Below are 24,344 nucleotides of genomic sequence, written 5' to 3'. Positions count from 1 at the left end.
CAGCTTTTGGGTGCGATGCCAGCCGGTTTTGCGGCCGCCCGGCCGGGCGCAGGAGAAAAGCGCGGCGGAGCGGCGGGGGGCGGGCCCCTGTCGTTTTTCCTACCGGGTGCCGGTCAGGCCGCGCGCGAAATGAGTCTCGATCGCGCGGGTCAGGCCGCGCGCTATATTGCGCTGGCCTTCGCGCGAAAACAGCCGCTCGACGTCGGCCTCATTGGTCAAATAGCCGGTTTCCAGCAGGATCGAGGGCATGTCGGGCGCCTTGAGGACGACGAAGCCGGCGAATCGGTGATAGTCGCCGGTGAAGGGGAATGTCTGCCGCGCATCGCGATAGAGCAGGTTCGCAAAACGCGATGAGATGTTCATCGTCTCGCGCTGGGTAAGGTCGATCAGGATCGAACGGACATCCTCGTCCGCGCCGCCCAGATCGACACCGTTGATGACGTCGGCGGAATTCTCCCGCCGGGCGAGGCTTTCGGATTCCCGGTCCGACGCGACCTCCGATAGCGTGTAGATCGTCGCGCCGCGCGCGTCGCGGTTCTCCGCGCTGTCGGCATGGATCGAGATGAAGAGTTCGGCGCCCAGCCGGCGGGCGATCTCGTAGCGTTCCTCCAGCACGAGGAAACGGTCGTCCGATCGCGTCAGGGCGACGCGGACCCGGCCCGATTGCAGCAGGGCATCGCGCGTCGCGATCGCGATGGCGAGCGTCGCGTCCTTTTCGCGCCGGCCGCCATGGGGCGAGATCGCGCCCGGATCATGGCCACCATGACCGGCATCGATGACGACCAGCGGCCGCCCGGTCGGGCCCTGGATGGTGGGAAGCGGGGCGGTGCCGGGCGCCGTCGCGCGCGGCAGGCGGACGGTGAGTTCCCCGCGCCCGCTGGGCGGGCGGGCGCGAAACGCCATTGGCGGGAAGAAGCTCGCCCGGCCCGCGCTCGCGGCGCTGGCAAAGGCGATGCTGCTCGCCGGGCGGATGTCGAGGGTGAAGGCGCGGCCATCTTCGGAAAAACGGCCATTCTGGAAAATCGCGGGCCGGGCAAGATCGAGCACGATCCGCGCGGTTTCAGGATCATATTGGCCCTGGCGTACGGTGCGGATCGGCCCGGCCGCATCGCCGCCATCCCCGGCGCGCGCGCCGGAAACGTCGATCGCGATCCGGTCGGGCCCGTCCAGAACGAAGGCGGAGGCGTTCGCGACATAATCGTCGAACCGCACGGTAACGCGCTCGGGTGTCACATTGACCGCTTCGATAGCGGTCGCGGCGGCAGGGTGCCAACCGATGGTCGTCAGAATGGCGAGCAGGAGCGACATCGCCCCATATTGCCGCGCGATACCCCCAATGGTCCAGCGCAAACACATGATTAAGGTTACTCTCGGTTCGTGTCGTGGGTGCCAAGAGCTAGGGCTGGAGCCTCAAAACGGGGTGAAGACTTTAGGTTAACGCCGCATTAGCCATATCGGCGCGGTCCGGATCGGACCCATATTGCCGATGCCGGGGCCTCGTTCGGCATGCTTTTTCTTGCCGTGCCATGGCGGCGCTGCTAGCAAACCGGGCAGCAGGGGTTGATTATGCCGTCCGGTATGGCGACATCCTGCCCATAATACGCGCCGGCAATACAAATCCGGCCCACCAGGTTGACGCTGCATGAGGCATTCTCTCCCCGAACGACAGGCGATGCGCGATCCGCGCGGCCTTGTCTTCGCGGCAAGACGTCCCGCCCACGAGGCCGGACATGCCCCGGCAGCAGACGCAAATATCACTTGTTCACCACGAATGGGCGCGACGTCCGGCGATTTTTCACGCCGCGCGATCGCACGCCGCCCATTCCCATCAGTTCACATGCCCGCCCGCCTTACAAGGCCCGCCTGGCATGTTCGGAGACACATAAATGGCAACGCGTATGCTGATCGATGCGCGCCACCGGGAAGAGACCCGTGTGGCCGTCGTCAAAAACAACCGGATCGAAGAGTTTGATTTCGAATCCGAAGAGCACAAGCAGCTCAAGGGAAATATCTATCTCGCCAAGGTAACCCGCGTCGAACCGTCGCTTCAGGCGGCGTTCGTCGATTATGGCGGCAACCGTCACGGTTTCCTCGCCTTCAGCGAAATCCATCCCGACTATTATCAGATCCCGAAGGAAGACCGGGAAAAGCTCCTCGCCGAGGAAATGGAGCATGCCAAGGAAGAGGCAGAGCTGCGCGAGGGCGAGGAAGAGCAGGAAGCCGCCGACGCCGAAACCGACGATTCCGGGCAAGATGCGGACGCCGAAGACGGTGATGAGGGCGTCGAGGAAACCGGCGACGCCGATGCCGATGAAGAGCATCACGACGAACCCGTCGTCCAGAACCTGCGCAAGCGCCGGATGGACCTGCGCCGCCGCTACAAGATTCAGGACGTTATCCGCCGCCGCCAGGTGCTGCTCGTCCAGGTCGTGAAAGAAGAGCGCGGCAACAAGGGCGCGGCGCTGACCACCTATCTCTCGCTCGCCGGCCGCTATTGCGTGCTGATGCCCAACACCTCGCATGGTGGCGGGATCAGCCGGAAGATTTCGAACGCCTCGGATCGCAAGCGTCTGAAATCGGTGATTTCGGAATTGAAGCTGCCCGAGACCATGGGCTGCATCGTGCGCACCGCGGGCATGGCGCGCACCAAGACCGAGATCAAACGGGATTTCACCTATCTCGCCAAATTGTGGGACGATATTCGCGAAGGCACGCTCCGCGCCACGGCGCCCGAGCGGATATACACCGATAGCGACCTTGTGAAGCGCGCGATCCGCGACATCTACAACCGCGAAATCGAGGATGTAATCGTCGAGGGCGAGGAAGGCTATAAGGCCGCCAAGAACTTCATGAAGATGCTGATGCCGAGCCACGCCAAGCGCGTTCAGCATTACGCGGATACGACGCCGCTGTTCCAGCGCTACCAGGTCGAGGATCAGCTCGGGGCGATGTACCATCCGCTCGTCCAGCTGAAATCGGGCGGTTATCTGGTCATCAACCCGACCGAGGCGCTGGTATCGATCGACATCAACTCGGGCCGTTCGACGCGCGAGCACAATATCGAGCAGACCGCGCTCAAGACCAATATCGAGGCGGCGCGCGAAATCGCCCGCCAGCTGCGGTTGCGCGACATGGCCGGGCTGGTCGTGATCGACTTTATCGACATGGACCATCATTCGAACAACCGGAAGGTGGAACGCGCGCTCAAGGAAGCGCTGAAGAACGATCGCGCCCGCATCCAGGTGGGCCGGATTTCCTCCTTCGGTCTGCTCGAGATGAGCCGCCAGCGGCTGCGCACCGGCATGCTCGAAGCCTCGACGCACGAATGCCCGCATTGCGAAGGCACCGGCCTGATGCGCACGGCATCGTCGGCCGGCCTGTCCGCGCTGCGGCTGCTCGAAGAAGAAGCCGCCAAGGGCAAGGGCTCCAAGCTTTCGCTCAGCTGCGCGCAGGATGCGGCGGTCTATGTGCTGAATTCCAAGCGGCAGGAACTGGGCGAGATCGAGGCGCTGTACGGCGTTTCTATCGAGGTGATCCCCGATCGCAAGCTGGAAGGCGCGGCGATGGAGGTCGCCGCCTCCGGGCCGCCACCCGAAAAGCGGGTCCAGGTCGCTCCGATCGTTCTCGACGATGACGAGGATGACGAGGACGAGGAAATCGAGGCCGAGGAAGACTTCGAAGCCGAGGCCGGGGAGGACGAGGACTCCAAACCGCGTTCGCGCCGCCGTCGCGGCAGGCGCGGCGGCCGTGGTCGCCGCAAGGACAGGCCCGAGGGCGCCGAGCGGTCCGATACGGACAATGAGGACGAGGCCGCCGAGGAAAGCGTCGACGCGTCGGGCGAGGATGGCGACGAGGAGGCACCGCGCCGGAAATCGCGCCGTGGCCGCCGCGGCGGCCGCCGCCGGAAACCTGCCGGCGGCGATAACGCCGTCGAGACCGGCGAAGGCACGGAAGAGGGTGCCGGCGAAGACAGTGCTCCCGTCGAAGCGGAGGCTGCAGAGGAAAGCGCCCCTGCGGAAGCGGACGCCGCCGAAGCCACTCCCGAGGAAAAACCCAAGCGCCGCCGTACGCGCAAAAAGCCCGAGGCCGAGCCTGCGGAAGCGGAGGCTGAAGCTGAAGCGGTAGAAGCCACCGCCGGAGCCGAAGCCGAGGCCGAGGAAAAGCCGAAGCGTCGCCGGGCGCCGCGCAAAAAGGCGGAACCGGCACCCGCCGAAGCTGCCGAGGAAGCCGCAACGGCCGAGGCGGCGGAAGCCGCTTCGGAAGAAACCGCCGAGGAAAAACCCGCCAAGCCGCGCCGTTCGCGCGCACGCGCCGCGACCAATGGCACGAAGGCCGAACCCGCCGCAGAAAAAGCCGTTGCCGAGGCGGTGCCGGCCGAAAGCGGCGGTGAGGGTGAAGGCCCGCGCCGCGGTGGTTGGTGGCAACGAACCTTCGGCGAATAGGACCGATCCGATGATCGCCCCGCTTTCATCCCCCGTTCAGGCACGGCGGGCGAAAGCGGCGGCGATGATCGCGTCCCGCACGATTTCCACGACCATGATCGCGCGCGCAGCTTTGTTCGTGCTGCTCGCGATGGTGCTTGCGGTCCGGCCCGTCGCCGCGCAATCGATCCTGCGCGATGCGGAGACCGAGGCGCTGCTCAACGATATGGCCGCGCCGCTCGTGGAGGCCGCGGGCCTCCAGTCGAACGGCTTCGAGATCGTCCTGGTGAACGACCAGTCGATCAATGCCTTCGTCGCCGGCGGTCAGCGCGTGTTTATCCATTCCGGCCTGCTGCTCGCCGCCGACAATGCCAATGAAGTGCAGGGCGTGATCGCGCATGAGCTGGGCCATGTTACCGGCGGCCACGCGATTTCGATCCGCGACGGCTTCAGCAATGCGGGCAATATCTCGATCCTCTCGATTCTAGCCGCAGCGGCGCTGATCGCGGCGGGCGCGCCCGATGCGGGCATGGCGGTGATGTCGGGCGGTTCGCGGGCGGCGATCGGCCAGTTTCTCGCCTTCAGCCGCGTCCAGGAATCGAGTTCGGATCTTGCCGGCGCCGAATATCTGTCGACGGCAGGGATCAGCGGGCGGGGCAGCCTGGCCTTTTTCCGGCGTATCCAGAACCAGGAATACCGGCTCGCGATACCGCAGACCAACGCCTATAACCGCACCCACCCTCTTTCGGGCGATCGTATCGCCATCCTGACCGAACTTTACGAGAATGATCCGGCCTGGGATGCGCCGACCGACCCGGCGCTCGAAGCGCGATTCCAGAGGGCGAGGGCGAAGCTGCTCGGCTTTATCGAAACGCCGCAGCGCACGATGATCGCCTATCCGCAATCCGATACATCGGTGCCCGCGCGTTACGCCCGGGCCTATGCCTGGCACAAGGAAGCCTATCCGGATCGCGCGCTGGCGGAGGTCGATGCGCTGCTCGCCGATGCGCCGCACGATCCCTATTTTCTCGAACTCAGGGGGCAGGTGTTGCTGGAATCGGGGCGGCCGGACGAAGCGCTGCCCGCATTGCGCGAAGCGACGCTCAATTCGCGCAGCAATCCGCTGATCGCCGCGCTGTTCGGCCATGCGCTGATCGCGACCGAAGATTCGGCGAATTACGAGGAGGCGCTGAGCGTGCTGCGGACCGCCGTTCAGCGGGATAACCGCAATCCCTTTGCCTGGCGCCGGCTCGGCTATATCTATTCGCAGGAGGGCGATCTTGCCCGCGCCTATCTGGCGACCGCCGAATATGCGAGCCTGACCGGCCAGCCGCGCGAGGCGTTCGTCAATGCGCAACAAGCGATGCTCGGTATTCCGCAGGGCACGCCGGACTGGCTCAGGGCCCAGGATATCGTTATGGCCATGCGCGGCGAGGTCGAGGAACTCGACGAGGACGAACGGCGCGAACGTCGCCGGCCTGCGCCGGACGGCTAGGAGCTAGAATGACAAATCGCTGGACGATCTGGGGCGGCATCGCGGCCGTTGCCGCAGTGGGAAGCTTTTTCCTCGTGCCGCAGGTCAAGGGCTGGGCGCGCGGCGAGATCGAAACCGTGATCCATCAATATATCGTGGAAAACCCCGAAGTGATCCCCGAGGCGATGACCCGGCTCGAAGAGCGGCGGATGGCGCAGATGATCGGCGTGGTTCGCGAAGACCTGGAACGGCCCTTCGAAGGCGCCTGGTCCGGTGCGACCGATCCGCAAGTCACCGTTGTCCAGTTTTTCGATTATGCCTGCGGCTATTGCCGCGCCAGCCTTCCCGATCTCAATCGGCTGGTGGAAGAAAATGACGATGTCCGTATCGTCTATCGCGAATTGCCGATCCTGAGTCCGGAAAGCGAACAGGCCGCAAGGGTCAGCCTCTCGGCGGCCCGGCAACGCGAATATATGGATTTTCATTTGGCGATGTACGCCGCGGGCCGACCAAGCAACGCAACGATCGCCCAGGCGCAGCGCGAGGCGGGGCTCGATGCCGCGCAGGTGACCAGCGACATGAACGCCGAGAATGTGGTCGGAGAATTGCGCAACAATCTCGATCTGGCGCGCCGTCTCGAACTGACCGGAACGCCGGCCTTCATCATCGGCGATCGCATCCTTTCGGGCGCGGTCGGTTATGAAAGGCTGCGTCAGGCCGTGCAGGAAGTGCGCGACGCGCCGCGCAGCGGCGACTAGGCTTTCGCGAGTTCGGCGAGCGGAGTCATTGTCGCCTCCGACCAGTCTTCCGGCATCAAGGTCACCGTGCGCGACGGCGGGATGAACCAGCTGATCCGCTCGAAGAAATGCTGCGCCTCCTCGTCGCTCTTGAACGCGCTGCGGCGGGCATTGAAGACCAGCGAGCGCGAAGGCTGCATCGCCGCCGACGTCATCACCAGAACGCGCGGATGGGGTAGCTTCCATTCGGTCTTGAGATGCCGATCCAGCGCGTGCGCCGCTTCGCGCGACAGATAATCGACCGACGGCGTTCCCGTCAGCACCTTGGTTCCGGCCGCGATCGTGATTTCGCGGTCGGGGGATGCGTCTTCCGCTTCTTCCAGATCGACGGGATCGCCGCGCCAGTCGCGATAACGGACCAGGCTTTCGATCACGCCCATCGGGATCACATAGACGGGGTCGGCGGCGTCGGGATGGGCGAACAGCACGGCGCCGGACCCCGCTTCGAGACAGGGCTGGGCAAGACCTGCGAAATTATGGGCGACGAAGCTCTCCGTCGCGGGCAGGTCCAGCCGCAGATAACGGAAGCCGTCGGGCCCGGTGAAAGCCTCGGACGAGGGAATTTCTATAGCCGCGGTCCACAGCGTGGAAAAGAAGCTGCGCTGCCAGGCCTCGTCCCGTTCTCCGGGCGGCGTTTCGATCAGGATTCTCAGGCGCGCGGTCATCGCCGGATCGGGTTGTTCCCCGGACGCGGCGGTCGGATCGATCGAGACCGGTTCGGCGAGAGAGGGGACGGCGGGGCCGGCTGCCTTTCCCCTGCCGAACAGCTTGCTCAAAAGGCTCATTCGGATCTCCTGAAGCCTTGCGCGACGACAACCCGTTCCCTGGGCGTTTGCGAATCGCCGGCGGATCTCGACAGTTAACCATAGCATAGGCCCGTCTCGGCACCGAAACGAGTTCGTTGCCGACGTCGCGGATCGCGCTGCGCCGTGAAGCCGATTTCCAAAAGAACGATCCTCGGCGCTGCCGGGATCGAACGATATTCATTCGAATCGGTGCAGGTTTGCAGGCGCGCTTCGTTGACCGCCTGGCCGCTGCTGCGCATTCTTCCGAGACAAAAAATGGGAGAAAGATTGATGTCGCGGTCAAGTTTATATTTTTCGCGCGGCGTACTTCGCGGCGTGGGAAAGATCTTTTTCATGCGGGTCCCGCAAGAGGCGGGCACGGGTTCCGCGCCGAGGCGATTGCTCGGCTCCTATGTCGACGAGATCGACTATGGACTGTTCAGTACGCGCGAAGCACCGGGGATCGATCATGCCTGGGATCCCGAATATTTCTTTCATATCGCCAAGGCGCTGGGTGGGAATGATAACAGGGATTGGGTGCTCGAAACCGCGCTCCACAATGTGACGCAGGAATATAAGATAGAAACCAAGGCCGGCATGGATGCCAAGGGCTCCTATCCGGGTGCGCCGGTATCGGCCGGCGTGGAGGTTGATTATGAGCGCCTCCGCCGGGCCAAGATCACGCTCGGCGCGGGGTCGAAGAAATACTATATCCCGCGCGGTTATATATCAGAAGCGTACAGGGCATTCGCCGAACAGTCGGATTCCTATCCGAGCGTTGTTTTCGACGACGATCACATGCTGATTGACCAGATCGTGATCGTCCAGAACCTCGCCCTCGAAGTCGAATCGAAGAGCGAATTCGGCGCCGCGTTCGAAGCGAAGGCGGAGAACGTCAACAATCTCGGTATCGGTGTGAAATATACGCGTACGAGCGAACGGAAATATCAAATCGAGATCACCGACGGGAAGGAATATTTGTTCGGCTTGAGCGGTGTTCAGGCGGACAAAATGACGGGCGACTAATCCGCCCGATCCCGCCCCTTGAAGCCCTGGGCCACGACATACCATTCCGAAGAGCCCTTGCGGCTCGCGGGCGGCTTGGCGTGCTTCACCTTTGAAAAGTTGCGCTTGAGTTCTGCGACCAGCGTATTGTCGGCGCCGCCCGCCAGCACTTTCGCGACGAACGCCCCTTGCGGACGCAGCACTTCGCTTGCGAACTGCGCGGCCGCCTCGACGAGCCCCATGGTGCGCAGATGGTCGGTCTGCTTATGGCCGACAGTGTTCGCCGCCATGTCGGACAGCACGATATCGGCTTCGCCGCCCAGCGCTTCGCGCAGTTTCTCCGGCGCGTCCTCGTCCATGAAATCCATTTCGAAGATGGTGACATTCTCGATGGGATCGGTCGGCAGAAAGTCGATCCCGACAATGGTCGCGTTCGGATTTTTCTGCCGCGCGACCTGCGACCATCCGCCCGGCGCGATGCCGAGATCGACGATCCGGTCTGCACCCGGCAGCAGGTGGAAGCGGTCATCGAGCTCGAGCAGCTTGTAGGCGGCGCGCGACCGATAGCCGTCCGCCTGGGCGCGCTTCACATAGGGATCGTTGAGCTGGCGTTCGAGCCAGCGCTTGGAGGATTCCTTGCGCTTCTTGTCTTTGCGGAGCTGGGCCATGCTTCAGTGCCTGTCCAAAGACATCATCGAACGCAAGATGCCTTCGCGAATGCCGCGATCGGCGATGCCGATCCGCTCGGCCGGCCAGATATCAAGAATCGCTTCGAGGATGGCGCAGCCGGCGATGACGAGATCGGCGCGTTCATGCCCGATACACGGCACTTCCGCGCGTTCGGGCACGGACATATGGGCAAGATCGGTCGATACCTTGCGCAACGCATCGGAAGGCAGAACCAAGCCGTCTATCCGGTTTCGGTCATAGCTTGCCAGGCCGAGATGGACGCTCGCCAGGGTGGTGACGGTGCCGCTGGTGCCCAGCAGGCGCGGCTGATAGCCGATCGTCGGCAGGGTCGAGGCAAAGTCCGCAAAGCTCTCGGCGACGCGGCCCCGCATGCGCTGATAGGTTTCGAGGCGATCCTCGAGCGAGGTAAGGGTGTTGAATTCCTTTTCGGCGAGGCTGACAACGCCCCAGGGCGCAGAATACCAAGACAGGATCTCGGGCTCGCCGCCCCGATCGCTTTCGGTGCCCGGTTCGATCAGAACCAGTTCCGTCGATCCGCCGCCGATATCGAAGATCAGCGCCGGCCCTTCGCCGGGTTCGAGCAGGATATGGCAGCCGAGCACCGCCAGCCGTGCTTCCTCGGCCGGGCTGATAATGTCGAGCGCGATGCCGGTCTCCTCGCGCACGCGGCGGACGAAATGACGGCCATTGGCGGCGCGGCGGCACGCTTCGGTGGCGACCGAGCGCGACAGGCTTACATGGCGCCGGCGCAGCTTTTCCGCGCAGATCGACAAAGCGCCCACGGCGCGGTCGATCGCCGCGTCCGACAGCCGCCCGGTCGTCGCAAGCCCTTCGCCCAGCCGCACGATCCGGGAAAAGGCGTCGATAACGGTGAAGCCGTCGCCGGAAGGCCGGGCGACGAGCAGCCGGCAATTGTTGGTGCCGAGATCGAGCGCGCCATAGCTGCGCCGCGACAGCGCCGATCCATTGGCCGATTTTTTGGCTCGGGGAGTGCGGTGATCACGCGCCGCGCCCGGCACCGGGCCGGGATTGGAATTCGGGCTGGCGATATTGTCGTCCACGCCGATTACTTCTTCTAACCATTATGTTTTCCGGTTCGGCACATGCCGCCGGTACTTGAACGAGAGAGTAGCCCAAACACGCGGCCAAGGGCAAGGCGAGCGGATTGACAGCCGGGGCCCTGCTGCCTATGTCGCCGCCCTTCGGTTGCCCCGTCGTCTAATGGTAAGACTACGGACTCTGACTCCGTCAATTGAGGTTCGAATCCTCACGGGGCATCCAGCTTCCCGCCGGCCAGAACTGTCCCAAAATCGGTCGTTTCGGTTCACCAACGAAAAGCGCTGAAACGCCCGCTATTCGCGGCGTTCCGCGCGCGCATTAACTCTAAATTTAAACCCCGAGCCCGAACCTGCGCAAAAGAAGGGGAAGGGTCGCAGTGCCATTTGATCGCCAGCAGGCTTTCGACATGGCGGCATCGGGCGTGCTCACGCAGCGCCGGCCGTCACGGGATGATGAAGGCGTATGCCGTTACCGGACGCGATGCCATGATCGGTCGCTCAAATGCACGATCGGCTGGCTGATACCCGATTATCGCTACAAGGCGCATTACGAGAATCACGAAGGCTTTCCCTTCGCCCTCGTCGCCCGGCAGGGGCTGGCACCGCATCTCGGTTTCGACGGCTGCCCGGAGGACCTGTCCTTCCTGGAGGGACTCCGCTTCGTCCATGATGCGGCGTCGGGCGCGACGACGATGGGCACCGCCGAGATTTTCCTCGCCGAGTTCGTCGACCGGATGGAGCAGCTCGGCCGGCGCTACAGCCTCGATGTCACCGCGCTCAACGGCCGGACGCCGCCGTCGCGGATCGTCGATCCCGACCAGCATATGCTGCCCGGTTTCCCGCCGGTCACCAAGCCGCTCTCGGTGCTGTTTTCACAATGGACGGAGCGCCGGGGCCCCGATCGCTAGCTGCAAGCCGTCGACACCCCCGCCATGCTATGTAACCGTTCGGGAATCCGGTGCGAACTTCCGATCGATTGAATGGGGCGTTCAACCCAAGGAGGCGGGCGATGGCGGGCGAGAGCGAACAGAGCGACGGCGATCTGGAACCGGGTCCAAAACCCGGCGAGGTCGTCAAGCGGCACCGGCTTTCGACGCGGCTCTGGCACTGGACCAACGCACTCGCCATCGTCATCCTGCTGATGAGCGGGCTTTCGATCTTCAACGCGCATCCCCGGCTTTATTGGGGCAGCTACGGCGCCAATGCCGATACGCCCTGGCTGGAAATCACGGGCGAGGGGACGCGCGGCTTCGTGCGGATCGGCTCTACCGAGATCACGACGACCGGCGTGCTGGGCCGCTGGCGCGACGAGAACGGCGATACCAGCACCCGCGCTTTCCCCAGCTGGGCGACGATCCCCGGCTATTACAGTCTTGCCATCGGGCGGCTGTGGCATTTCTTCTTCGCCTGGGTGCTGGTGCTTGCCGGGCTCTCCTACTGGATCTGGAGCTTCGCCAATCGCCATATCCAGCGCGATCTTGCGCCCCGGCGGTCCGAACTGAAACCCAGCCATATCTGGCACGATATCAAGGATCATGCGCGGCTGCGCTTCCCGACCGGGGCGGCGGCGCTCCGCTACAATATCCTGCAGAAGACGAGCTATCTTTTGGTGCTGTTCGTGCTGTTGCCGCTGATCGTGCTGACCGGCCTCACCATGTCGCCGAGCATGGACGCGGCCTGGCCCTGGCTGCTCGATATCTTCGGCGGACGGCAATCGGCGCGCTCGATACATTTCATCTGCGCCTTCCTGATCGCCGCTTTCATCCTCGTGCATCTGGTGATGGTGGTGCTGGCCGGGCCGGTGAACGAGATCCGCTCGATGATCACGGGCCGGTTCCGCTTGCCGGGAAAGCGGGAGGAAAGGGCGGCGCCACCGAGGCATCCCGAATTTGCGGAGGAGCAGGCGCAATGAGCAAACTGATCACCACCCGCCGCAAGCTGATCGCCGGGCTCGGCAGTTCCGTGCTGCTCGCCGGGTGCGACAGCTGGAGCCGCAGTCCGGGCTTCCAGGATGTGCTCGCCTCGGCCGAGGGGCTGACCCGCCGCGCGCAGCGCACCATCACCAACCGCGAGGCGCTGGCACGCGAATTCTCAGCTGCCGACCTGTCACCGAACTTCCGCGCCAATGGCAGCCGGACGGCGGACAGCGACGCCTATCGGGCGATGCTCGCCAACAATTTCGCGGATTTCCGGCTCCGCGTCGACGGGCTCGTCTCTCGTCCGCTCTCGCTGTCGCTGGCCGAACTGCGCGCCATGCCGCGCCGCACCCAGATCACCCGCCACGATTGCGTGGAGGGCTGGAGCGCGATCGGCCAGTGGACGGGCGTGCCGCTATCGCGCCTGCTCGATCTTGCGGGGCTGCGGGATAGCGCCAACTATATCGTCTTCCACTGCGCGGACACTTATGGCTCGCAAGGCCGGCCCTATTATGAGAGCATCGACCTGATCGACGCCTTCCACCCGCAGACGATCCTCGCCTATGACATGAACGGCCAGCAGCTGCCCGAACGCCATGGCGCGCCGCTCCGCGCCCGGGTCGAGCGCCAGCTCGGCTATAAACATGCAAAATATGTGACCCGGCTTGAAGCGGTCGCCAGCCTCGACGGCATTCATGGCGGCAAGGGCGGCTATTGGGAAGATAACGGCGCCTACGCCTGGTATGCGGGGATTTGATGCTTCTCCCGTAGGGTTAGAGGGTTCTACCTCCCGTTTCCCAAATCCTCGTCGCCGCGATATTTGAGTTCGAGGAACTTGCCCTGGGTGGCCAGCGCGTCGAGTTCGCCCGCGGCCAGTTGCCGCGTCATCCGGCTGATTTCGCTCTCGACGATATCGAGCCCTTCGACGAGCTGGTGTTCGGGCGTGCGGCCGCCCAGGCTTTCCTCGCGTCGCAGGTGATCGGGTACGCGCTTATAGCCTTCGACAAGTTCCGGCAGCTCGACACCGACAAGGCGGCGGACCTCCACGGCGGCGGGCTCGCGCGGATCGAGATTCTGCAGCTGCGGGCGCAGTTCCTCAAGCCGCGTAGCGATGGCGTCGAGCTTGCGGTTGGCCGGCGCGGGGAGCGCGAGCCGCTGCTTCGCCAGCCATTGCTCGGTGTTGGCGGGCAGGGCGGGAAGCTCGCTTTCCATCAGCCGCTCCTGCGTCACATCGGGCTGGCTGCCGGCGATCAGTACGCCGACGATGACGAGGAACGCGATCACCAGGGTCAGCATCAGCCAGGCCAGGCCAAAGCTGTTGAAGAACACGCCGACGCCCGCCATGCCGATGATCGCGGCGATCGCCAGCATCACGCCCGTGCGCAGGCGGCGCATGAACGCCTCCTGCCGCCGTTTGCGCTGGCGGCGGGCAAGCTCGCGCGCTTGCGGCGAAACACGCCGCAGCAGCTCGTCGGCTTGCTGGAGAATACGGTCGCTCTGGCTCACTTTGATCTCATAACCGGGGGTCTAGCCCTCCAGCGCCTCGAACGGGATGGCCTTGACCTGCTGGTTGTTCTGCTCGGCGCCCTCGGCCCGGGCGATATAGCCTTTCGATTTCTCGACTTCGTCGGTGAGCACGTCCACCGTCTGCTTCATGGATCCGAGCGCTTCCAGCTTGAAGCGGTCGATCTCGTCCATCGTGTCGTAGATATTCTGGAAGGCGCGCTGCAGCGTCTCGATCGGGATGGTGGAGCTGGCCGCCTGTTTGTGGATTTCGGCGGTGTTGGTCTTCAGCATCTCGCCGGTCGAATCGATCATGTTCGCGGTCGTCTCGTTGAGCGCGGTGATCTGGCCGAGGACGAGCTTCTGGTTGGTCATCGCCTGGGCGACGGTGACGGCCGTCCGCAGTGCCGCGACGGTGGTCGTCGAGGCGCGGTCGACGCCCTTCACCAGCTCGACATTGTTCTTCTTCACAAGATCGAGCGCGAGATAGCCCTGCACGCTGACCGCCATCTGGGTCAGCAGGTCCTGGGTGCGCTGGCGGACGTAGAAGAGCGCGGTTTCCTTGATCGCCTTGGATTTTTCGGGATCGGTGCTTTCGAGTTCCAGCGCCCTGTCTTCGAGCGCGGCGTCGAGCGCCTTGGCGACATAGATCATTTCTTCGAGCCGGCCCATCGCGTCCCACAGCTTCTGGCGTTCCACGGAGATCGCGGCATTGTCCTTCAGCAGCTCGTCCTTACCTGAGGCAAGGCGCTGGAGGATCGCCGAGATGTGGCTTTGCGCGCTCTTGTAGCTGTCGAAATAGACGCGCAGCTTGTTGCCCCAGGGGATGATGCCGAAAAGCTTGCGGCTGGACGTCAGATCGCCGCGGGTGCCGGGATCGAGATCCTCGACCGTGCGGCGCAATTCGGAAAGATCGGCGCCGATCGACGAATTTTCGTCCATCGAGCGTACGGGCCGGTCGAGAAAGCGGTTGGACTGGCCGGCCGCGTCGCGGATTTCCTTCTGGCCCATCGCCGCGATCTGATCGACCTTGGCCCCGAATTCGGGGCTTTTGGCATCCAGCGCGATGAGCTCGTCGACAAAGCCGACGACTTTTTCATTGTGCTTCGCCTGCTTTTCGGGCGCGACGGGCACGAGCCCGGCGGCCTTTTCGGCCGTTACCGTCGGCACCGGATCGGGCGCTTCGAGCGTCAATTTGGTGTCGGTCTTGGTGGCGGTTGCCGTTCCGCTTTCCGGTGTCGTGGCCATGATCATCCCTTCACTGTGCGCCCCCCTAGATGCCGCCGAATTACTGCACTTTCAAGGGCTGTATTACGATAATAATACACTAACGGTCAAATCCTTTGCTTGTTACTGGAATTCGATCGAAAATACCGGCATGGGGCGAACCATGAACCTTGCCGAGATTGTCAAAGAGATCGTCGCCGAAATCGAACCGCATCGCGGCGAGGGCAAGGTCGCCGACTATATTCCCGCGCTCGCCTGTGTCGATCCGATGAAATTCGGCATCGCCGTCGCGACGCCGGACGGCGAATGCCATAGCGCGGGCGATGCCGACGAGCCGTTTTCGGTGCAGAGCATATCCAAGGTCTTCACCCTGGCGCTTGCGCTCCAGAAGGTCGGCGACGATCTGTGGCAACGGGTCGGGCGGGAGCCGTCGGGCAGCGCCTTCAACTCGATCGTCCAGCTGGAGCATGAACGCGGCATTCCGCGCAATCCGCTGATCAACGCCGGCGCGATTGTCGTTACCGATCATCTGATCGACAATGGCGATGCCGACGCCGCCATCGAGCTTTTGTTGCGCGTGCTGCGCGACCATGCCGAGGATCAGAGCATCGATATCGACTATGATGTCGCGGTATCGGAGAGCGACACCGGCGCGCGCAACCGCAGCCTTGCATGGTTCATGGCGAGTTTCGGCAACCTCGAAAACGATGTCGAGGTCGCGCTCTCGGCCTATTTCCGCCATTGTGCGCTCGCGCTATCCTGCGCCCAGCTCGCCCGCGCGGCCTTGTTCCTCGCCTTTAACGGCGAAGATCCGGTAACCGGCGAACGCATCCTGACGCCGCAGCGCTGCCGCCGGATCAACGCGATCATGATGAGCTGCGGCCATTACGACAATTCGGGCGATTTCGCCTTTCGTATCGGCCTGCCCGGCAAGAGCGGCGTCGGCGGCGGCATCCTCGCCATCGTGCCGGGGCAGGGCGCGGCCGCCACCTGGTCGCCGGGTCTGAACGAGGCCGGCACGTCGCGCGTGGGGGCGCTGGCGCTCGAGGCGCTGGTTGCGCGTACGGGCTGGTCGGTTTTCGGCTGACCGGTTAGGCTGGGGGAAGAATGGACAAGGAACTCGCCGAACATCTGCCGCTCGACGAAGCCGACGGGCTGATCTTTGCCTGTCTGCTCGATGGCGAGGGCGGGGCGGACCGGATCGGCTGGGAGGGCGTCGAAAGCTGGACGCCGACCCACCCGCCGCTCTGGATCCATGTCAACAGTTCGGTCGAGCGCGTGCGCCGATGGCTGCCGACCGATGGCGGGCTGACCGAACCGACGTCCGGCGCGATGCTCTCGAGCGAATCCCGTCCGCGCGTTTTCCACGGCTCGAAGGGGTTCGTCGCGATCCTCCGGGGCATCAATCTCAATCCGGGGACCGAGGTCGAGGATCTCGTTTCGCTGCACATGTGGTCCGACGGGGAGCGGCTGATCACGGTGCGCGAGGAAAAGCTGAACTCGACGCGCAACCTCTTCCAGAAGCTCGTTACCGAGCGCGAGGGGCCGCACACGATCCCGCAGCTCTATGTCGAATTGATCGACGATCTCACCAACGGCATTGGCGGGATCGTCGCCGAATATGACGACCAGCTCGACGATATCGAGGAACGCACCGAGCGCGACGATCCTTCCGAGCTGCGGCAGGAACTCGGCGATCTGCGCCAGGAAGTGGTCGGGCTTCGCCGGTTTCTCGCGCCGCAGCGCGAGGCGCTCAATCGGCTGATGGCGGACCCGCCCGGTTGGCTGGGCGAGCGGCTGGGCCTGGAACTGCGCGAGATCGCCGACCGCACCCAGCGCCATATCGAAGAGATAGACGTGGCCCGTGAACGCGCGCTGGTCCTCAAGGACGATATCGCCAACCGGCTTTCCGAGCAGATGAACCGCAACATGTATGTGCTGTCGATCGTCGCGGCGATCTTCCTGCCGCTTTCCTTCATCACCGGCCTGCTCGGTATCAATGTCGGCGGCATGCCGGGGGTATCGGACGGCAGCGCCTTCTGGCTGACCTGCGCGATGCTGGCGGTATTGCTCGGGCTGGAACTGATCATCTTCCGCTGGCTGAAATGGATGTAACGATTGCGCTATCTGCAATTATAGGCACCAGATTAGCAGCAATTTGGAGATGCAGTTATTGCAACGATAGGCTAAGGCAGTTGCCATGGCCGATGGCGAAACCGCACTGCTGCTCGCGCGAATTCAGTTCGCCTTCACCGTCTCCTTTCACTTCATCTTCCCGGCTTTTTCGATCGGACTCGCCAGTTATCTCGCGGTGCTCGAGGGGCTGTGGCTTAAGACGAGGGACGATACCTATCTCCGGCTGTTCAAATACTGGATCAAGATCTTCGCCGTCGCCTTCGCGATGGGCGTCGTTTCGGGCATCGTCATGTCCTATCAGTTCGGCACCAACTGGTCGGTCTTCTCCGATCGCGCGGGGCCGATCATCGGGCCGCTCATGGCCTATGAGGTGCTCACCGCCTTCTTCCTGGAGGCCGGTTTCCTGGGCGTCATGCTGTTCGGCATGGATAAGGTGGGCAAGAAACTGCATTTCTTCGCGACCCTGATGGTCGCCGCGGGAACGGCGGCCTCGGCCTTCTGGATTCTCTCGGTCAACAGCTGGATGCAGACGCCGACCGGGCACGAGGTCAACGAGGTCGGTCAATATGTGCTGGCCGGCAGCTGGCTCGACGTGATCTTCAATCCCAGCTTCCCCTACCGGCTCGTTCACACGGTTATCGCCGCCTATCTCACAACGGCGCTCGTGGTGGGCGCGGTCGGCGCCTGGCATCTGCTCAAGGGGCATGACCGGCCGGGCGTGAAGCGGATGTTCTCGATGGCGATGTGGATGATGGCGATCGTCGCGCCGATCCAGATTCTCGCCGGCGACCAGCATGGCCTCAACACGCTCGAACACCAGCCGATGAAGGTTGCGGCGATGGAGGGGCATTTCGAAAGCTTCGAATCCCACGCGCCGCTCATCCTGTTCGGCATTCCCGACAGCGAAGAGGAAACCGTTCACTACAAGGTCCAGATCCCCGATCTCGGCTCGCTGATCCTGCGCCACGACGTCAATCTCGGCCTTGAAGGGCTCGACACCGTCGCGCGCGAGGATCGTCCGCCCGTCGGCATCGTCTTCTGGGCGTTCCGGATCATGGTAGGCCTCGGTTTCCTGATGGCGGGGCTCGGCCTGCTGGGCCTGTTCATGCGCTGGCGCGGAAAATTCTATTCCTCGCGCCTGCTCCACCGCTTCGCGCTTCTCATGGGCCCGGCCGGTTTCGTCGCGGTGATTGCCGGCTGGGTCGTCACCGAAGTCGGGCGCCAGCCCTGGGTGATCTACAACGTCATGCGGACCGAAGACGCCGTCTCTGCGATCGGGGTGCCGGGCGTCACCGGCTCGCTGATCGCCTTCGTCATCGTCTACTTTTCGGTTTTCTCCGTCGGGACCTGGTACATCCTCAAGCTGATGAGCCATCCGCCGAGCGCCGGGGACGTCGAACCCCAGGGGCCGATCCGCTCGGCCGGTATCACCCCCGCCGCGATCGAAGAAAAAGCCTGGGAACGCGGGGAGGACGAATAATGGGCGATCCGACACTCACCGTCATCTGGGCCGCGATCATCGCCACCGGCATCGCCGCCTATGTGGTGATGGACGGCTTCGATCTCGGCATCGGCATGCTCTTCCCGCGCCTCAAGGTCGGCCAGGAACGCGACATGGCGATGAACTCGATCGCGCCGGTCTGGGACGGCAACGAGACCTGGCTGGTGCTCGGCGGCGGCGGGTTGCTCGCGGCCTTTCCGCTTGCCTATGCGGTGATCCTGCCTGCGCTCTATGCGCCGTTGATCGCGATGCTGCTCGGCCTCGTCTTTCGCGGCGTGGCGTTCGAATTTCGCTGGCGCGACCCCGCCCACCGCAAATATTGGGACTTCGCCTTTTTCGGCGGCTCGCTGGTCGCGACGCTGGCGCAGGGCATCACGCTCGGCGCGCTGCTCGAGGGAATCGAGATTGAAGGCCGCGCCTATGCCGGCGGCTGGTGGGACTGGCTGACCCCGTTCAGCCTGCTCTGCGGCGCGGCACTGGCCATCGCCTACCAGCTGCTCGGTTCGTGCTGGCTGGTGATGAAGACGACGGGATCGCTGCAGACCGAGGCGCGGCGGGTCGCGAAAATACTGGTGCCCTTCACCCTGGTGATGATCGGCGCGGTCAGCCTCGCCACGCCCTATGTCGAGGATCAGTATTTCAGCCGCTGGTTCGAATGGCCGGGCCTGGCCGTCACCATTCCGATGCCGCTGCTGATTCTCGGGGTTACCTATATGATCTGGCGCGATCTGGAATCGGGCTATGATTACCGGCCCTTTTTCTGGGCGTTGGGGCTGTTCCTGCTCTCCATGGTGGGCCTAGCCATTTCGATCTGGCCCGATGTCGTGCCGGGTCGGATTTCGATCTACGACGCCGCGGCCCCGCGCGAGAGCCAGATCTTCATGCTGGTCGGCGCAGGCGTCCTTATCCCGGTGATCTTCGCCTATACGGCCTGGGCCTATTGGATATTCCGCGGCAAGGTCGACGAGGCCGGCTATCACTGAGGAACGGCCCCTCTACGCCAAGCTCGGCTGGTTCGTCCTGCTGTGGGCCGGCGGCGTGCTGGCGGTCGGCAGCGTCGCCTATATCCTCAGGCTCTGGATCGCCTAGTCCTTCGCCATCCGGGCATGTTCCCAGCTGATCAGGACAACCCCGGCGAACACGGTCGCGAAGCCCAGCAGGTGGATCCATTCGAAGCTTTCCGACAGCAGGATATAGCTGAGAACGAGGGCGGAAACCGGCATCACGCCCATGAAGGCGGCGGCGATGGTCCCTTCCACCCGCGCGATCGAGCGGTACCAGAGCCAGGAACCCAGCGCGAGCGTGCCCGCGCCGTACCAGAGCAGGGCGAGCCAGGCGCGGCGGTCCACGCCGCCCCAGTCGAATCCCTGCAACTGCCAGATCGCGAAGGGCAGAAAGAAGGGGAGGGACAGCGCCGCGGCGAGAAAGGCGACGAGGACGGGGTCGATCTCCTCGGACGCCTTCTTGCCCAGCAACGTGTAGCAGGCCTCGCAGCAGACGGCGGCGAAGATCAGCAGGATGCCGGCAACCGGCGCGGGCCCGTCACTGCCACCGGCCGAGCCCAGTTGCAGGACGAGGACGCCGGCGACCGCAAGGGCGATGGCGGCGATCTTTCGCCAGGTCGGATGATCGCCCATCAGCAGCATCGAAGCGGCGGCGGTGACGGCAGGCGTCGTGCTCATAACGATGGCGCCGGCGACGCCCGAGACCATCCTCATTCCGTAGAGCATGAAGGCGGAAAATCCGGCCATCCCGAACAGGGCGATCAGGCCGATGATCGCCCAATCCTTGCGCGATATGGACCCGATGGTGCCGCGCTGTTTCCAGGCGAAGGGTGCAAGCGCGAGCGCGCCGATTGCGACGCGCAGCAACGAGGCGAGAAACACCGGCATCGCCGCCGTGACGATCTTGCTGACCGGGGTGGCCGAACCGAACACCGCCATGCCCGCGAAAAGTTGCGCGCGGGTGGCGGAGCCGTCTTGCGATCGTCCGTTCATGCCCCTTCGACGCTTGGCGGCAAAAAGCGTTCCGCCAAGGCGACGCTATCCGATGGCGATATCCAGCAGGGCCGGGCCCTGCGCTTCCAGAACGGCCTTTATAGCCGCTTCCAGCGCCTCGGGTTTTTCGACTCGCGATCCGGGCACATTCTGCCCGGCTGCAAGCGCGACGAAATCGAGGCCGGACAGGTCGCAGCCCGGCGGTTCGGCAATGCCGAAGCGCCGGCCGAAGCCGTCGAGCGCGGCATAGCGGCCATTGTTGAGGATCAGGAAGGCGACATTCGCCTGCTGCTTTGCCGCCGTCCACAGCGCCTGCACCGCATACATCGCCGAACCGTCGCCGATGATCGCCACCGTGCGCTTGTCGGGCCGGGCCAATGCCGCTCCGACCGCAGCCGGCATCCCGAAGCCCAGGCCGCCGCTGGAACAGGTGAAAAAGGTGTCGGGCCGGTCGACCGGGAGGAAATCGGGCAGGTCCCGCCGCGCCGTCGGCGCTTCCTCGACGATCGGTGCTTCGGGATCGCGCAGCCGTTGCAGCGTTTCGAAGAGGAAGGGATAGCCGATGGCGTCCCCCGCGATCGCCGTCGGCAGCTCGCGGCTGGCATAGTTGGTGCCGGGCCGCCCCAGGGCATCGCGGATCGCAGCCGCCGCCAGCCGGGTCGAGCTTTGCACGGCTTCGCCCGCCGGTGCGGCGGAGAGCAGGTCGGTGTCGGTGCTCACCTGGAAGATGCGCGCTTCGGTCGGCACATAGGGGCGCGGGCCGTCGACATGCATGGTGAAGACGCGGGCGCCGAAGACGAGGATCGCATCGTGCGGGGAAAGCGTGCGAACGATATTTTCCGGTTCGGGCGGCAGCATCCCGGCGAACAGTTCATGGCTTTGCGGGAAACCCACCCGGCCTTCCATCGGCGGGATATAGACCGGCGCGCCAAGCGCTTCGGCCACGGCGACGACTTCCTCCCATCCCTTGTCGCGATCGACTTCGCCGCCAACGACAAGCGCCGGCGCCTTCGCGCTCGCCATCGCTTCGGCAACGCGCACCGCCTGTTCGGGATCGGGACCGGGCGCAGGGCTCGGCGGACGATAGGCGACCGCCTCGGCTTCCTCGTCCCAGTCTTCGGCAGGGATGGAAAGAAAAACCGGCCCCTGCGGATAGCTGGTCGCGACCGATAGCGCGCGGGCCAGCGCCTGCGGCACATCGGCGGCGCGCGCGGGCTCCACCGCCCATTTGACGAAGGGCTGCGGCAATTCGGTCGGCCGGTTCGCCATCAGGAACGGATCATGAAGCAATAGCGGGCGCGATTGCTGCCCGGCCGTGACGATCAGCGGCGTGCGATTGCGATAGGCGGTGAAGAGCGCGCCCATCGCATGGCCCATGCCGACCGAAGAGTGGAGATTGACCACCGCGGGACGGCCGCTGGTCTGCGCATAGCTGTCCGCTATGCCGAGCGCGACCGACTCCTGGAGCGCGCCGACATAGGAGAAATCCTCGGGAAAATCGGTGAACATCGTCAATTCGGTCGATCCCGGATTGCCGAAGATACGGTCGATGCCATGCTGGCGGAGAAGGTCGTAAAAGGCGGTGCGGACGTTGATCATTCAATATTCCTAAGGGGAAGATGCAGGGACTGCAATCAAGAGTTGTCAGCCTCGCTTCGATTGGCACCGATCCGCGCGGCCATGATCGCGGAGATTGTCAGCATCGGGACGTAATAGGCGAGCAGCGGAAGAATGATCAGGCCCGCCTCCGCTCCCGGAAACAAGATGCGCGCCATCGGGGTGCCCGAAATCACGCTCTTCTGCATGGCCGCGAACAGCAGCGACATGCGGTCGCCATGCGCGAAGCCCAGCAGGCGTGCGAGAAGCAGCGCGGCGGCGACGACGATGCCGAGCAGCGCCAGCATCACGCCGAGCAGCAGCAGGAAACGGTCGATCGCGATTCCTTCCAGCAGCCCGCCGCCGAACGCGGCCGACAGCGCGACATAGATGGCGAGCAGGATCGTCAGCCGGTCGAGCGTGCGGCCGACCATCGGCCGGGCTTCGATCCAGCTGCCGACGAGCGGCCGACAGAGCTGTCCGATGGCGAAGGGCAGGGCGAGGATCAGGATCACCTTGCCGATGCCCGAAATGTCGATCGGCGCGCCCGACGTCGAAAGCAAGGCCGCGAACATCAGCGGCGTCGCCACGACGCCCAGCATGGAGGAAAGCGCCGCGGCGATCACCGAGGCGGCGACATTGCCCTTGGCCATCGACACCATCGCGATCGAGGAGGCAACCGTGGTCGGCAAGGCGCACAGGAACAGGATGCCGGGCACGAAGGCCGGGTCGATCAGCGGCGCAGCTACCGTGGTCAGCGCCAGCCCGATCAGCGGAAAGGCGAGGAAGGTGAACGCGACGATGGCGAGGTGAAGCTTCAGCCGCGTGAACCCGCCCAGCACCGCCTGGCGGCTCAATCGCGCGCCATGGACGAAGAACAGGGTGACGATGGACACGGTGGAGATCGTTCCCAGCCATTCCAGCGCCACGCCGCGCGCCGGGAAAAAGGCCGCGATGGCGACCATCGCCAGCAGGATCAGGATAAACCGGTCGGGCAGCAGGAGCGGGACGAGGCGGGCCATGGTGCTGCCTTTAGCCTGCTTTGCGGCTGCGTCGATAGCGTCCGGTTTCGTTCGACAAGCGGGCCCGAGCGGCTAGACTATCGGGGGAAAGAGAGAGGAATTCATGTCCGCGCGGCTTGTCGATATCATCGTTACCGACGCCGATGTGGCGGAAGCGCGGGCGCTTATCGCGCGTCACTGCCGCCGTTTCTGGCAGGAAGCCGTGCCGGGCGGGCGCGAGAAATTCTCCTGCATCGTCCAGAGCCGCTATGTCGAACGCCTGCTCGACGAACTCGATACGCGGTTCGGTGCGATGGCCGATTTTTCCGCGACCGTGCTTGAGCTCGAAGCCGTGCTGCCGCCGCTCGAGGAAAATTTCGAAACGGCCATGCCCGATGTCGCCGATCTTGCGCCGCCGACACGACTGGAAGCCTTTTTCAGCCGCGACCGGATCAGCACCGATGAGCTGTATGACGATATCGAGGAAAGCCTCGTCATCCGGCCCAGCTTCCTGCTGACGGTGGTGCTTTCGGCGATCATCGCCGCGCTCGGCATGCGCAGCGGCCAGACGGCGGTCGTGATCGGGGCGATGGTGATCGCGCCGCTGCTCGGCCCGACCATGGGCATGGCGCTCGGCGCGACGGTCGGCAATCGCCAGCTTTTGTGGCGCGCCTTCGAAACCCTGGCGGCGGGCACCGTCGCCGCGTTGCTCGCGACGATCGCGGTCGGCTATTTTATATCGGTCGATCCGGCGGTGCCCGAACTGCACAATCGGGCGATCGTGCAGCCGGCCGATATCGCGCTCGCGCTGGCCTGCGGCGCGGCCGGCGTCCTCGCCTTCAGCCGGGGATCGTCGCTCGCGCTGGTCGGCGTGATGATCGCGGTGGCGCTGGTGCCGCCGCTGGCCGCCGCCGGGCTGTTTTTCAGCAAGGGCTATGGCGTGCTCGGCCTCAACGCCCTGTTCCTGTTCGCGACCAACCTCGTCTGCGTGAACCTGTCGGGGATCGCGATGTTCCTGTTCCAGGGGCTGCCGCCCAAAAACTGGCGCATGACCTGGGGAATCATGGCGATCTGGGCGGTGATCCTGCTACTTTTCTTCGGGTTCATGGTCGGCCGGCTCGCTTTCGGGGTCGGTTCGATGGAACTTGTGGACGGGCTTGTCGCGCTGCTGGGCGGCCGTTAGCGCGTTCACAGCTTGTTGCGGCGCACCAATGCCTCTATAGGCGCGCCAGCATTT

23 protein-coding genes and 1 tRNA gene are annotated in these 24,344 nt (G+C 64.3%); 14 read left to right on the top strand and 10 right to left on the bottom strand.

Annotated elements, in window-relative coordinates; all coding sequences use genetic code 11:
• Nucleotides 1–99: 99 nt before the first annotated feature.
• Nucleotides 100–1,356 (bottom strand): N-acetylmuramoyl-L-alanine amidase, encoded by a 1,257-nt coding sequence (locus H6P80_RS12875; RefSeq protein WP_185801763.1) that lies wholly within the window; start codon nt 1,354–1,356, stop codon nt 100–102.
• Between the two features lie 530 nt (nt 1,357–1,886).
• On the opposite strand from H6P80_RS12875, the gene H6P80_RS12870 reads away from it, so the two are divergent.
• The 3 genes from H6P80_RS12870 (at nt 1,887) to H6P80_RS12860 (ending at nt 6,653) form a co-directional block, all read left to right on the top strand.
• Nucleotides 1,887–4,442, top strand: coding sequence for an Rne/Rng family ribonuclease (locus H6P80_RS12870; protein WP_185801762.1), 2,556 nt, complete (start codon nt 1,887–1,889; stop codon nt 4,440–4,442).
• A 64-nt stretch (nt 4,443–4,506) separates the two neighbouring features.
• Nucleotides 4,507–5,916 (top strand): M48 family metalloprotease, encoded by a 1,410-nt coding sequence (locus tag H6P80_RS12865; RefSeq protein WP_407947258.1) that lies wholly within the window; start codon nt 4,507–4,509, stop codon nt 5,914–5,916.
• A gap of 8 nt (nt 5,917–5,924) precedes the next feature.
• Nucleotides 5,925–6,653, top strand: coding sequence for a DsbA family protein (locus H6P80_RS12860; RefSeq protein WP_185801760.1), 729 nt, complete (start codon nt 5,925–5,927; stop codon nt 6,651–6,653).
• On the opposite strand, the gene H6P80_RS12855 is transcribed toward H6P80_RS12860, so the two are convergent.
• Both H6P80_RS12855 and H6P80_RS12850 read right to left on the bottom strand, forming a co-directional pair.
• Nucleotides 6,650–7,477 (bottom strand): hypothetical protein, encoded by an 828-nt coding sequence (locus tag H6P80_RS12855; protein ID WP_185801759.1) that lies wholly within the window; start codon nt 7,475–7,477, stop codon nt 6,650–6,652. The genes H6P80_RS12860 and H6P80_RS12855 overlap by 4 nt on opposite strands.
• A 74-nt stretch (nt 7,478–7,551) precedes the next feature.
• Nucleotides 7,552–7,833: a hypothetical protein gene (locus tag H6P80_RS12850; RefSeq protein ID WP_185801758.1), complete on the bottom strand. Its 282-nt coding sequence runs from the start codon at nt 7,831–7,833 to the stop codon at nt 7,552–7,554.
• Between H6P80_RS12850 and H6P80_RS12845 the strand changes: the two genes are divergently transcribed.
• Nucleotides 7,832–8,503 (top strand): hypothetical protein, encoded by a 672-nt coding sequence (locus H6P80_RS12845; RefSeq protein ID WP_185801757.1) that lies wholly within the window; start codon nt 7,832–7,834, stop codon nt 8,501–8,503. The genes H6P80_RS12850 and H6P80_RS12845 overlap by 2 nt on opposite strands.
• Here the strand turns inward: H6P80_RS12845 and H6P80_RS12840 are convergent.
• Entirely contained in the window at nt 8,500–9,150 is a 651-nt protein-coding gene (locus tag H6P80_RS12840) for an RlmE family RNA methyltransferase (RefSeq protein ID WP_185801756.1), read from the bottom strand. The genes H6P80_RS12845 and H6P80_RS12840 overlap by 4 nt on opposite strands.
• Nucleotides 9,151–9,153: 3 nt before the next feature.
• Nucleotides 9,154–10,233 (bottom strand): Ppx/GppA phosphatase family protein, encoded by a 1,080-nt coding sequence (locus H6P80_RS12835; RefSeq protein ID WP_407947249.1) that lies wholly within the window; start codon nt 10,231–10,233, stop codon nt 9,154–9,156.
• Between the two features lie 146 nt (nt 10,234–10,379).
• Between H6P80_RS12835 and H6P80_RS12830 the strand changes: the two genes are divergently transcribed.
• The 4 genes from H6P80_RS12830 to H6P80_RS12815 all read left to right on the top strand — a co-directional run bounded on the left by H6P80_RS12830 (nt 10,380) and on the right by H6P80_RS12815 (nt 12,903).
• Nucleotides 10,380–10,453, top strand: a tRNA-Gln gene (locus H6P80_RS12830).
• A gap of 154 nt (nt 10,454–10,607) precedes the next feature.
• The gene (locus H6P80_RS12825) at nt 10,608–11,138 is read left to right on the top strand and encodes a hypothetical protein (protein ID WP_185801755.1); all 531 of its coding nucleotides are present in this window, start codon (nt 10,608–10,610) and stop codon (nt 11,136–11,138) included.
• Between the two features lie 101 nt (nt 11,139–11,239).
• Entirely contained in the window at nt 11,240–12,142 is a 903-nt protein-coding gene (locus H6P80_RS12820; protein WP_185801754.1) for a cytochrome b/b6 domain-containing protein, read from the top strand.
• A 5-nt stretch (nt 12,143–12,147) separates the two neighbouring features.
• Entirely contained in the window at nt 12,148–12,903 is a 756-nt protein-coding gene (locus tag H6P80_RS12815; RefSeq protein ID WP_407947257.1) for a molybdopterin-binding protein, read from the top strand.
• Between the two features lie 26 nt (nt 12,904–12,929).
• Here the strand turns inward: H6P80_RS12815 and H6P80_RS12810 are convergent, their stop codons facing one another.
• Both H6P80_RS12810 and H6P80_RS12805 read right to left on the bottom strand, forming a co-directional pair.
• Nucleotides 12,930–13,652 (bottom strand): hypothetical protein, encoded by a 723-nt coding sequence (locus tag H6P80_RS12810; protein WP_185801752.1) that lies wholly within the window; start codon nt 13,650–13,652, stop codon nt 12,930–12,932.
• Nucleotides 13,653–13,673: 21 nt separating this feature from the next.
• Complete coding sequence (locus H6P80_RS12805) at nt 13,674–14,897, bottom strand: toxic anion resistance protein (protein ID WP_185801751.1); 1,224 nt, start codon at nt 14,895–14,897, stop codon at nt 13,674–13,676.
• A gap of 142 nt (nt 14,898–15,039) precedes the next feature.
• Between H6P80_RS12805 and H6P80_RS12800 the strand changes: the two genes are divergently transcribed.
• From H6P80_RS12800 to H6P80_RS16725, 5 genes are all read left to right on the top strand, one after another.
• Nucleotides 15,040–15,963 (top strand): glutaminase, encoded by a 924-nt coding sequence (locus H6P80_RS12800; RefSeq protein WP_185801750.1) that lies wholly within the window; start codon nt 15,040–15,042, stop codon nt 15,961–15,963.
• 20 nt (nt 15,964–15,983) lie between these two features.
• Nucleotides 15,984–16,991: a zinc transporter ZntB gene (locus H6P80_RS12795; protein ID WP_185801749.1), complete on the top strand. Its 1,008-nt coding sequence runs from the start codon at nt 15,984–15,986 to the stop codon at nt 16,989–16,991.
• 85 nt (nt 16,992–17,076) lie between these two features.
• Nucleotides 17,077–18,492 (top strand): cytochrome ubiquinol oxidase subunit I, encoded by a 1,416-nt coding sequence (locus tag H6P80_RS12790; RefSeq protein WP_185801748.1) that lies wholly within the window; start codon nt 17,077–17,079, stop codon nt 18,490–18,492.
• Nucleotides 18,492–19,496 carry a cytochrome d ubiquinol oxidase subunit II gene (cydB, locus tag H6P80_RS12785; RefSeq protein WP_185801747.1) on the top strand — a complete coding sequence of 335 codons (1,005 nt, stop codon included), beginning with the start codon at nt 18,492–18,494 and terminating at the stop codon, nt 19,494–19,496. The genes H6P80_RS12790 and cydB overlap by 1 nt, the downstream gene beginning before the upstream one ends.
• The gene (locus H6P80_RS16725; RefSeq protein WP_328805034.1) at nt 19,438–19,602 is read left to right on the top strand and encodes a DUF2474 domain-containing protein; all 165 of its coding nucleotides are present in this window, start codon (nt 19,438–19,440) and stop codon (nt 19,600–19,602) included. Before cydB ends, H6P80_RS16725 begins: the two co-directional genes overlap by 59 nt.
• Here the strand turns inward: H6P80_RS16725 and H6P80_RS12775 are convergent.
• Genes H6P80_RS12775 through H6P80_RS12765 form a run of 3 tightly spaced genes read right to left on the bottom strand, consistent with a single transcriptional unit; the run spans nt 19,599 to nt 23,128 of the window.
• Nucleotides 19,599–20,510 (bottom strand): DMT family transporter, encoded by a 912-nt coding sequence (locus tag H6P80_RS12775; RefSeq protein ID WP_185801746.1) that lies wholly within the window; start codon nt 20,508–20,510, stop codon nt 19,599–19,601. The two genes, H6P80_RS16725 and H6P80_RS12775, sit on opposite strands and share 4 nt — an antisense overlap.
• 45 nt (nt 20,511–20,555) lie before the next feature.
• On the bottom strand, nt 20,556–22,109 hold the full coding sequence (gene mdlC / locus H6P80_RS12770) for a benzoylformate decarboxylase (RefSeq protein WP_185801745.1): 1,554 nt from the start codon (nt 22,107–22,109) through the stop codon (nt 20,556–20,558).
• Between the two features lie 35 nt (nt 22,110–22,144).
• Nucleotides 22,145–23,128, bottom strand: a complete 984-nt coding sequence (locus H6P80_RS12765) for a bile acid:sodium symporter (protein WP_185801744.1) — start codon at nt 23,126–23,128, stop codon at nt 22,145–22,147.
• 103 nt (nt 23,129–23,231) lie between these two features.
• Here H6P80_RS12765 and H6P80_RS12760 point away from each other — a divergent pair, with 103 nt between their 5' ends.
• Complete coding sequence (locus H6P80_RS12760) at nt 23,232–24,290, top strand: TIGR00341 family protein (RefSeq protein WP_185801743.1); 1,059 nt, start codon at nt 23,232–23,234, stop codon at nt 24,288–24,290.
• Nucleotides 24,291–24,344 lie beyond the last annotated feature (54 nt).

The organism is Parasphingopyxis marina (assembly GCF_014237875.1).
Classification (GTDB): Bacteria; Pseudomonadota; Alphaproteobacteria; order Sphingomonadales; family Sphingomonadaceae; genus Parasphingopyxis; species Parasphingopyxis marina.
Note: the sequence above shows the minus strand (reverse complement) of the source record. Positions and strands in the feature narration are given on the sequence as shown.

Excerpts from the sequence above, each read along its gene's own strand:
- H6P80_RS12820 (WP_185801754.1), top strand. The coding sequence starts at position 11,240 with ATGGCGGGCGAGAGCGAACAGAGCGACGGCGATCTGGAACCGGGTCCA.
- H6P80_RS12855 (WP_185801759.1), bottom strand. The coding sequence starts at position 7,477 with ATGAGCCTTTTGAGCAAGCTGTTCGGCAGGGGAAAGGCAGCCGGCCCC.
- H6P80_RS12760 (WP_185801743.1), top strand. The coding sequence starts at position 23,232 with ATGTCCGCGCGGCTTGTCGATATCATCGTTACCGACGCCGATGTGGCG.
- H6P80_RS12865 (WP_407947258.1), top strand. The coding sequence starts at position 4,507 with ATGATCGCGTCCCGCACGATTTCCACGACCATGATCGCGCGCGCAGCT.
- H6P80_RS12850 (WP_185801758.1), bottom strand. The coding sequence starts at position 7,833 with ATGAAAAAGATCTTTCCCACGCCGCGAAGTACGCCGCGCGAAAAATAT.
- H6P80_RS12860 (WP_185801760.1), top strand. The coding sequence starts at position 5,925 with ATGACAAATCGCTGGACGATCTGGGGCGGCATCGCGGCCGTTGCCGCA.
- H6P80_RS12805 (WP_185801751.1), bottom strand. The coding sequence starts at position 14,897 with ATGGCCACGACACCGGAAAGCGGAACGGCAACCGCCACCAAGACCGAC.
- cydB (WP_185801747.1), top strand. The coding sequence starts at position 18,492 with ATGGGCGATCCGACACTCACCGTCATCTGGGCCGCGATCATCGCCACC.
- H6P80_RS12795 (WP_185801749.1), top strand. The coding sequence starts at position 15,984 with ATGGACAAGGAACTCGCCGAACATCTGCCGCTCGACGAAGCCGACGGG.
- H6P80_RS12840 (WP_185801756.1), bottom strand. The coding sequence starts at position 9,150 with ATGGCCCAGCTCCGCAAAGACAAGAAGCGCAAGGAATCCTCCAAGCGC.
- H6P80_RS12790 (WP_185801748.1), top strand. The coding sequence starts at position 17,077 with ATGGCCGATGGCGAAACCGCACTGCTGCTCGCGCGAATTCAGTTCGCC.
- H6P80_RS12845 (WP_185801757.1), top strand. The coding sequence starts at position 7,832 with ATGCGGGTCCCGCAAGAGGCGGGCACGGGTTCCGCGCCGAGGCGATTG.
- mdlC (WP_185801745.1), bottom strand. The coding sequence starts at position 22,109 with ATGATCAACGTCCGCACCGCCTTTTACGACCTTCTCCGCCAGCATGGC.
- H6P80_RS12800 (WP_185801750.1), top strand. The coding sequence starts at position 15,040 with ATGAACCTTGCCGAGATTGTCAAAGAGATCGTCGCCGAAATCGAACCG.
- H6P80_RS12875 (WP_185801763.1), bottom strand. The coding sequence starts at position 1,356 with ATGTGTTTGCGCTGGACCATTGGGGGTATCGCGCGGCAATATGGGGCG.
- H6P80_RS12775 (WP_185801746.1), bottom strand. The coding sequence starts at position 20,510 with ATGAACGGACGATCGCAAGACGGCTCCGCCACCCGCGCGCAACTTTTC.
- H6P80_RS12765 (WP_185801744.1), bottom strand. The coding sequence starts at position 23,128 with ATGGCCCGCCTCGTCCCGCTCCTGCTGCCCGACCGGTTTATCCTGATC.
- H6P80_RS12870 (WP_185801762.1), top strand. The coding sequence starts at position 1,887 with ATGGCAACGCGTATGCTGATCGATGCGCGCCACCGGGAAGAGACCCGT.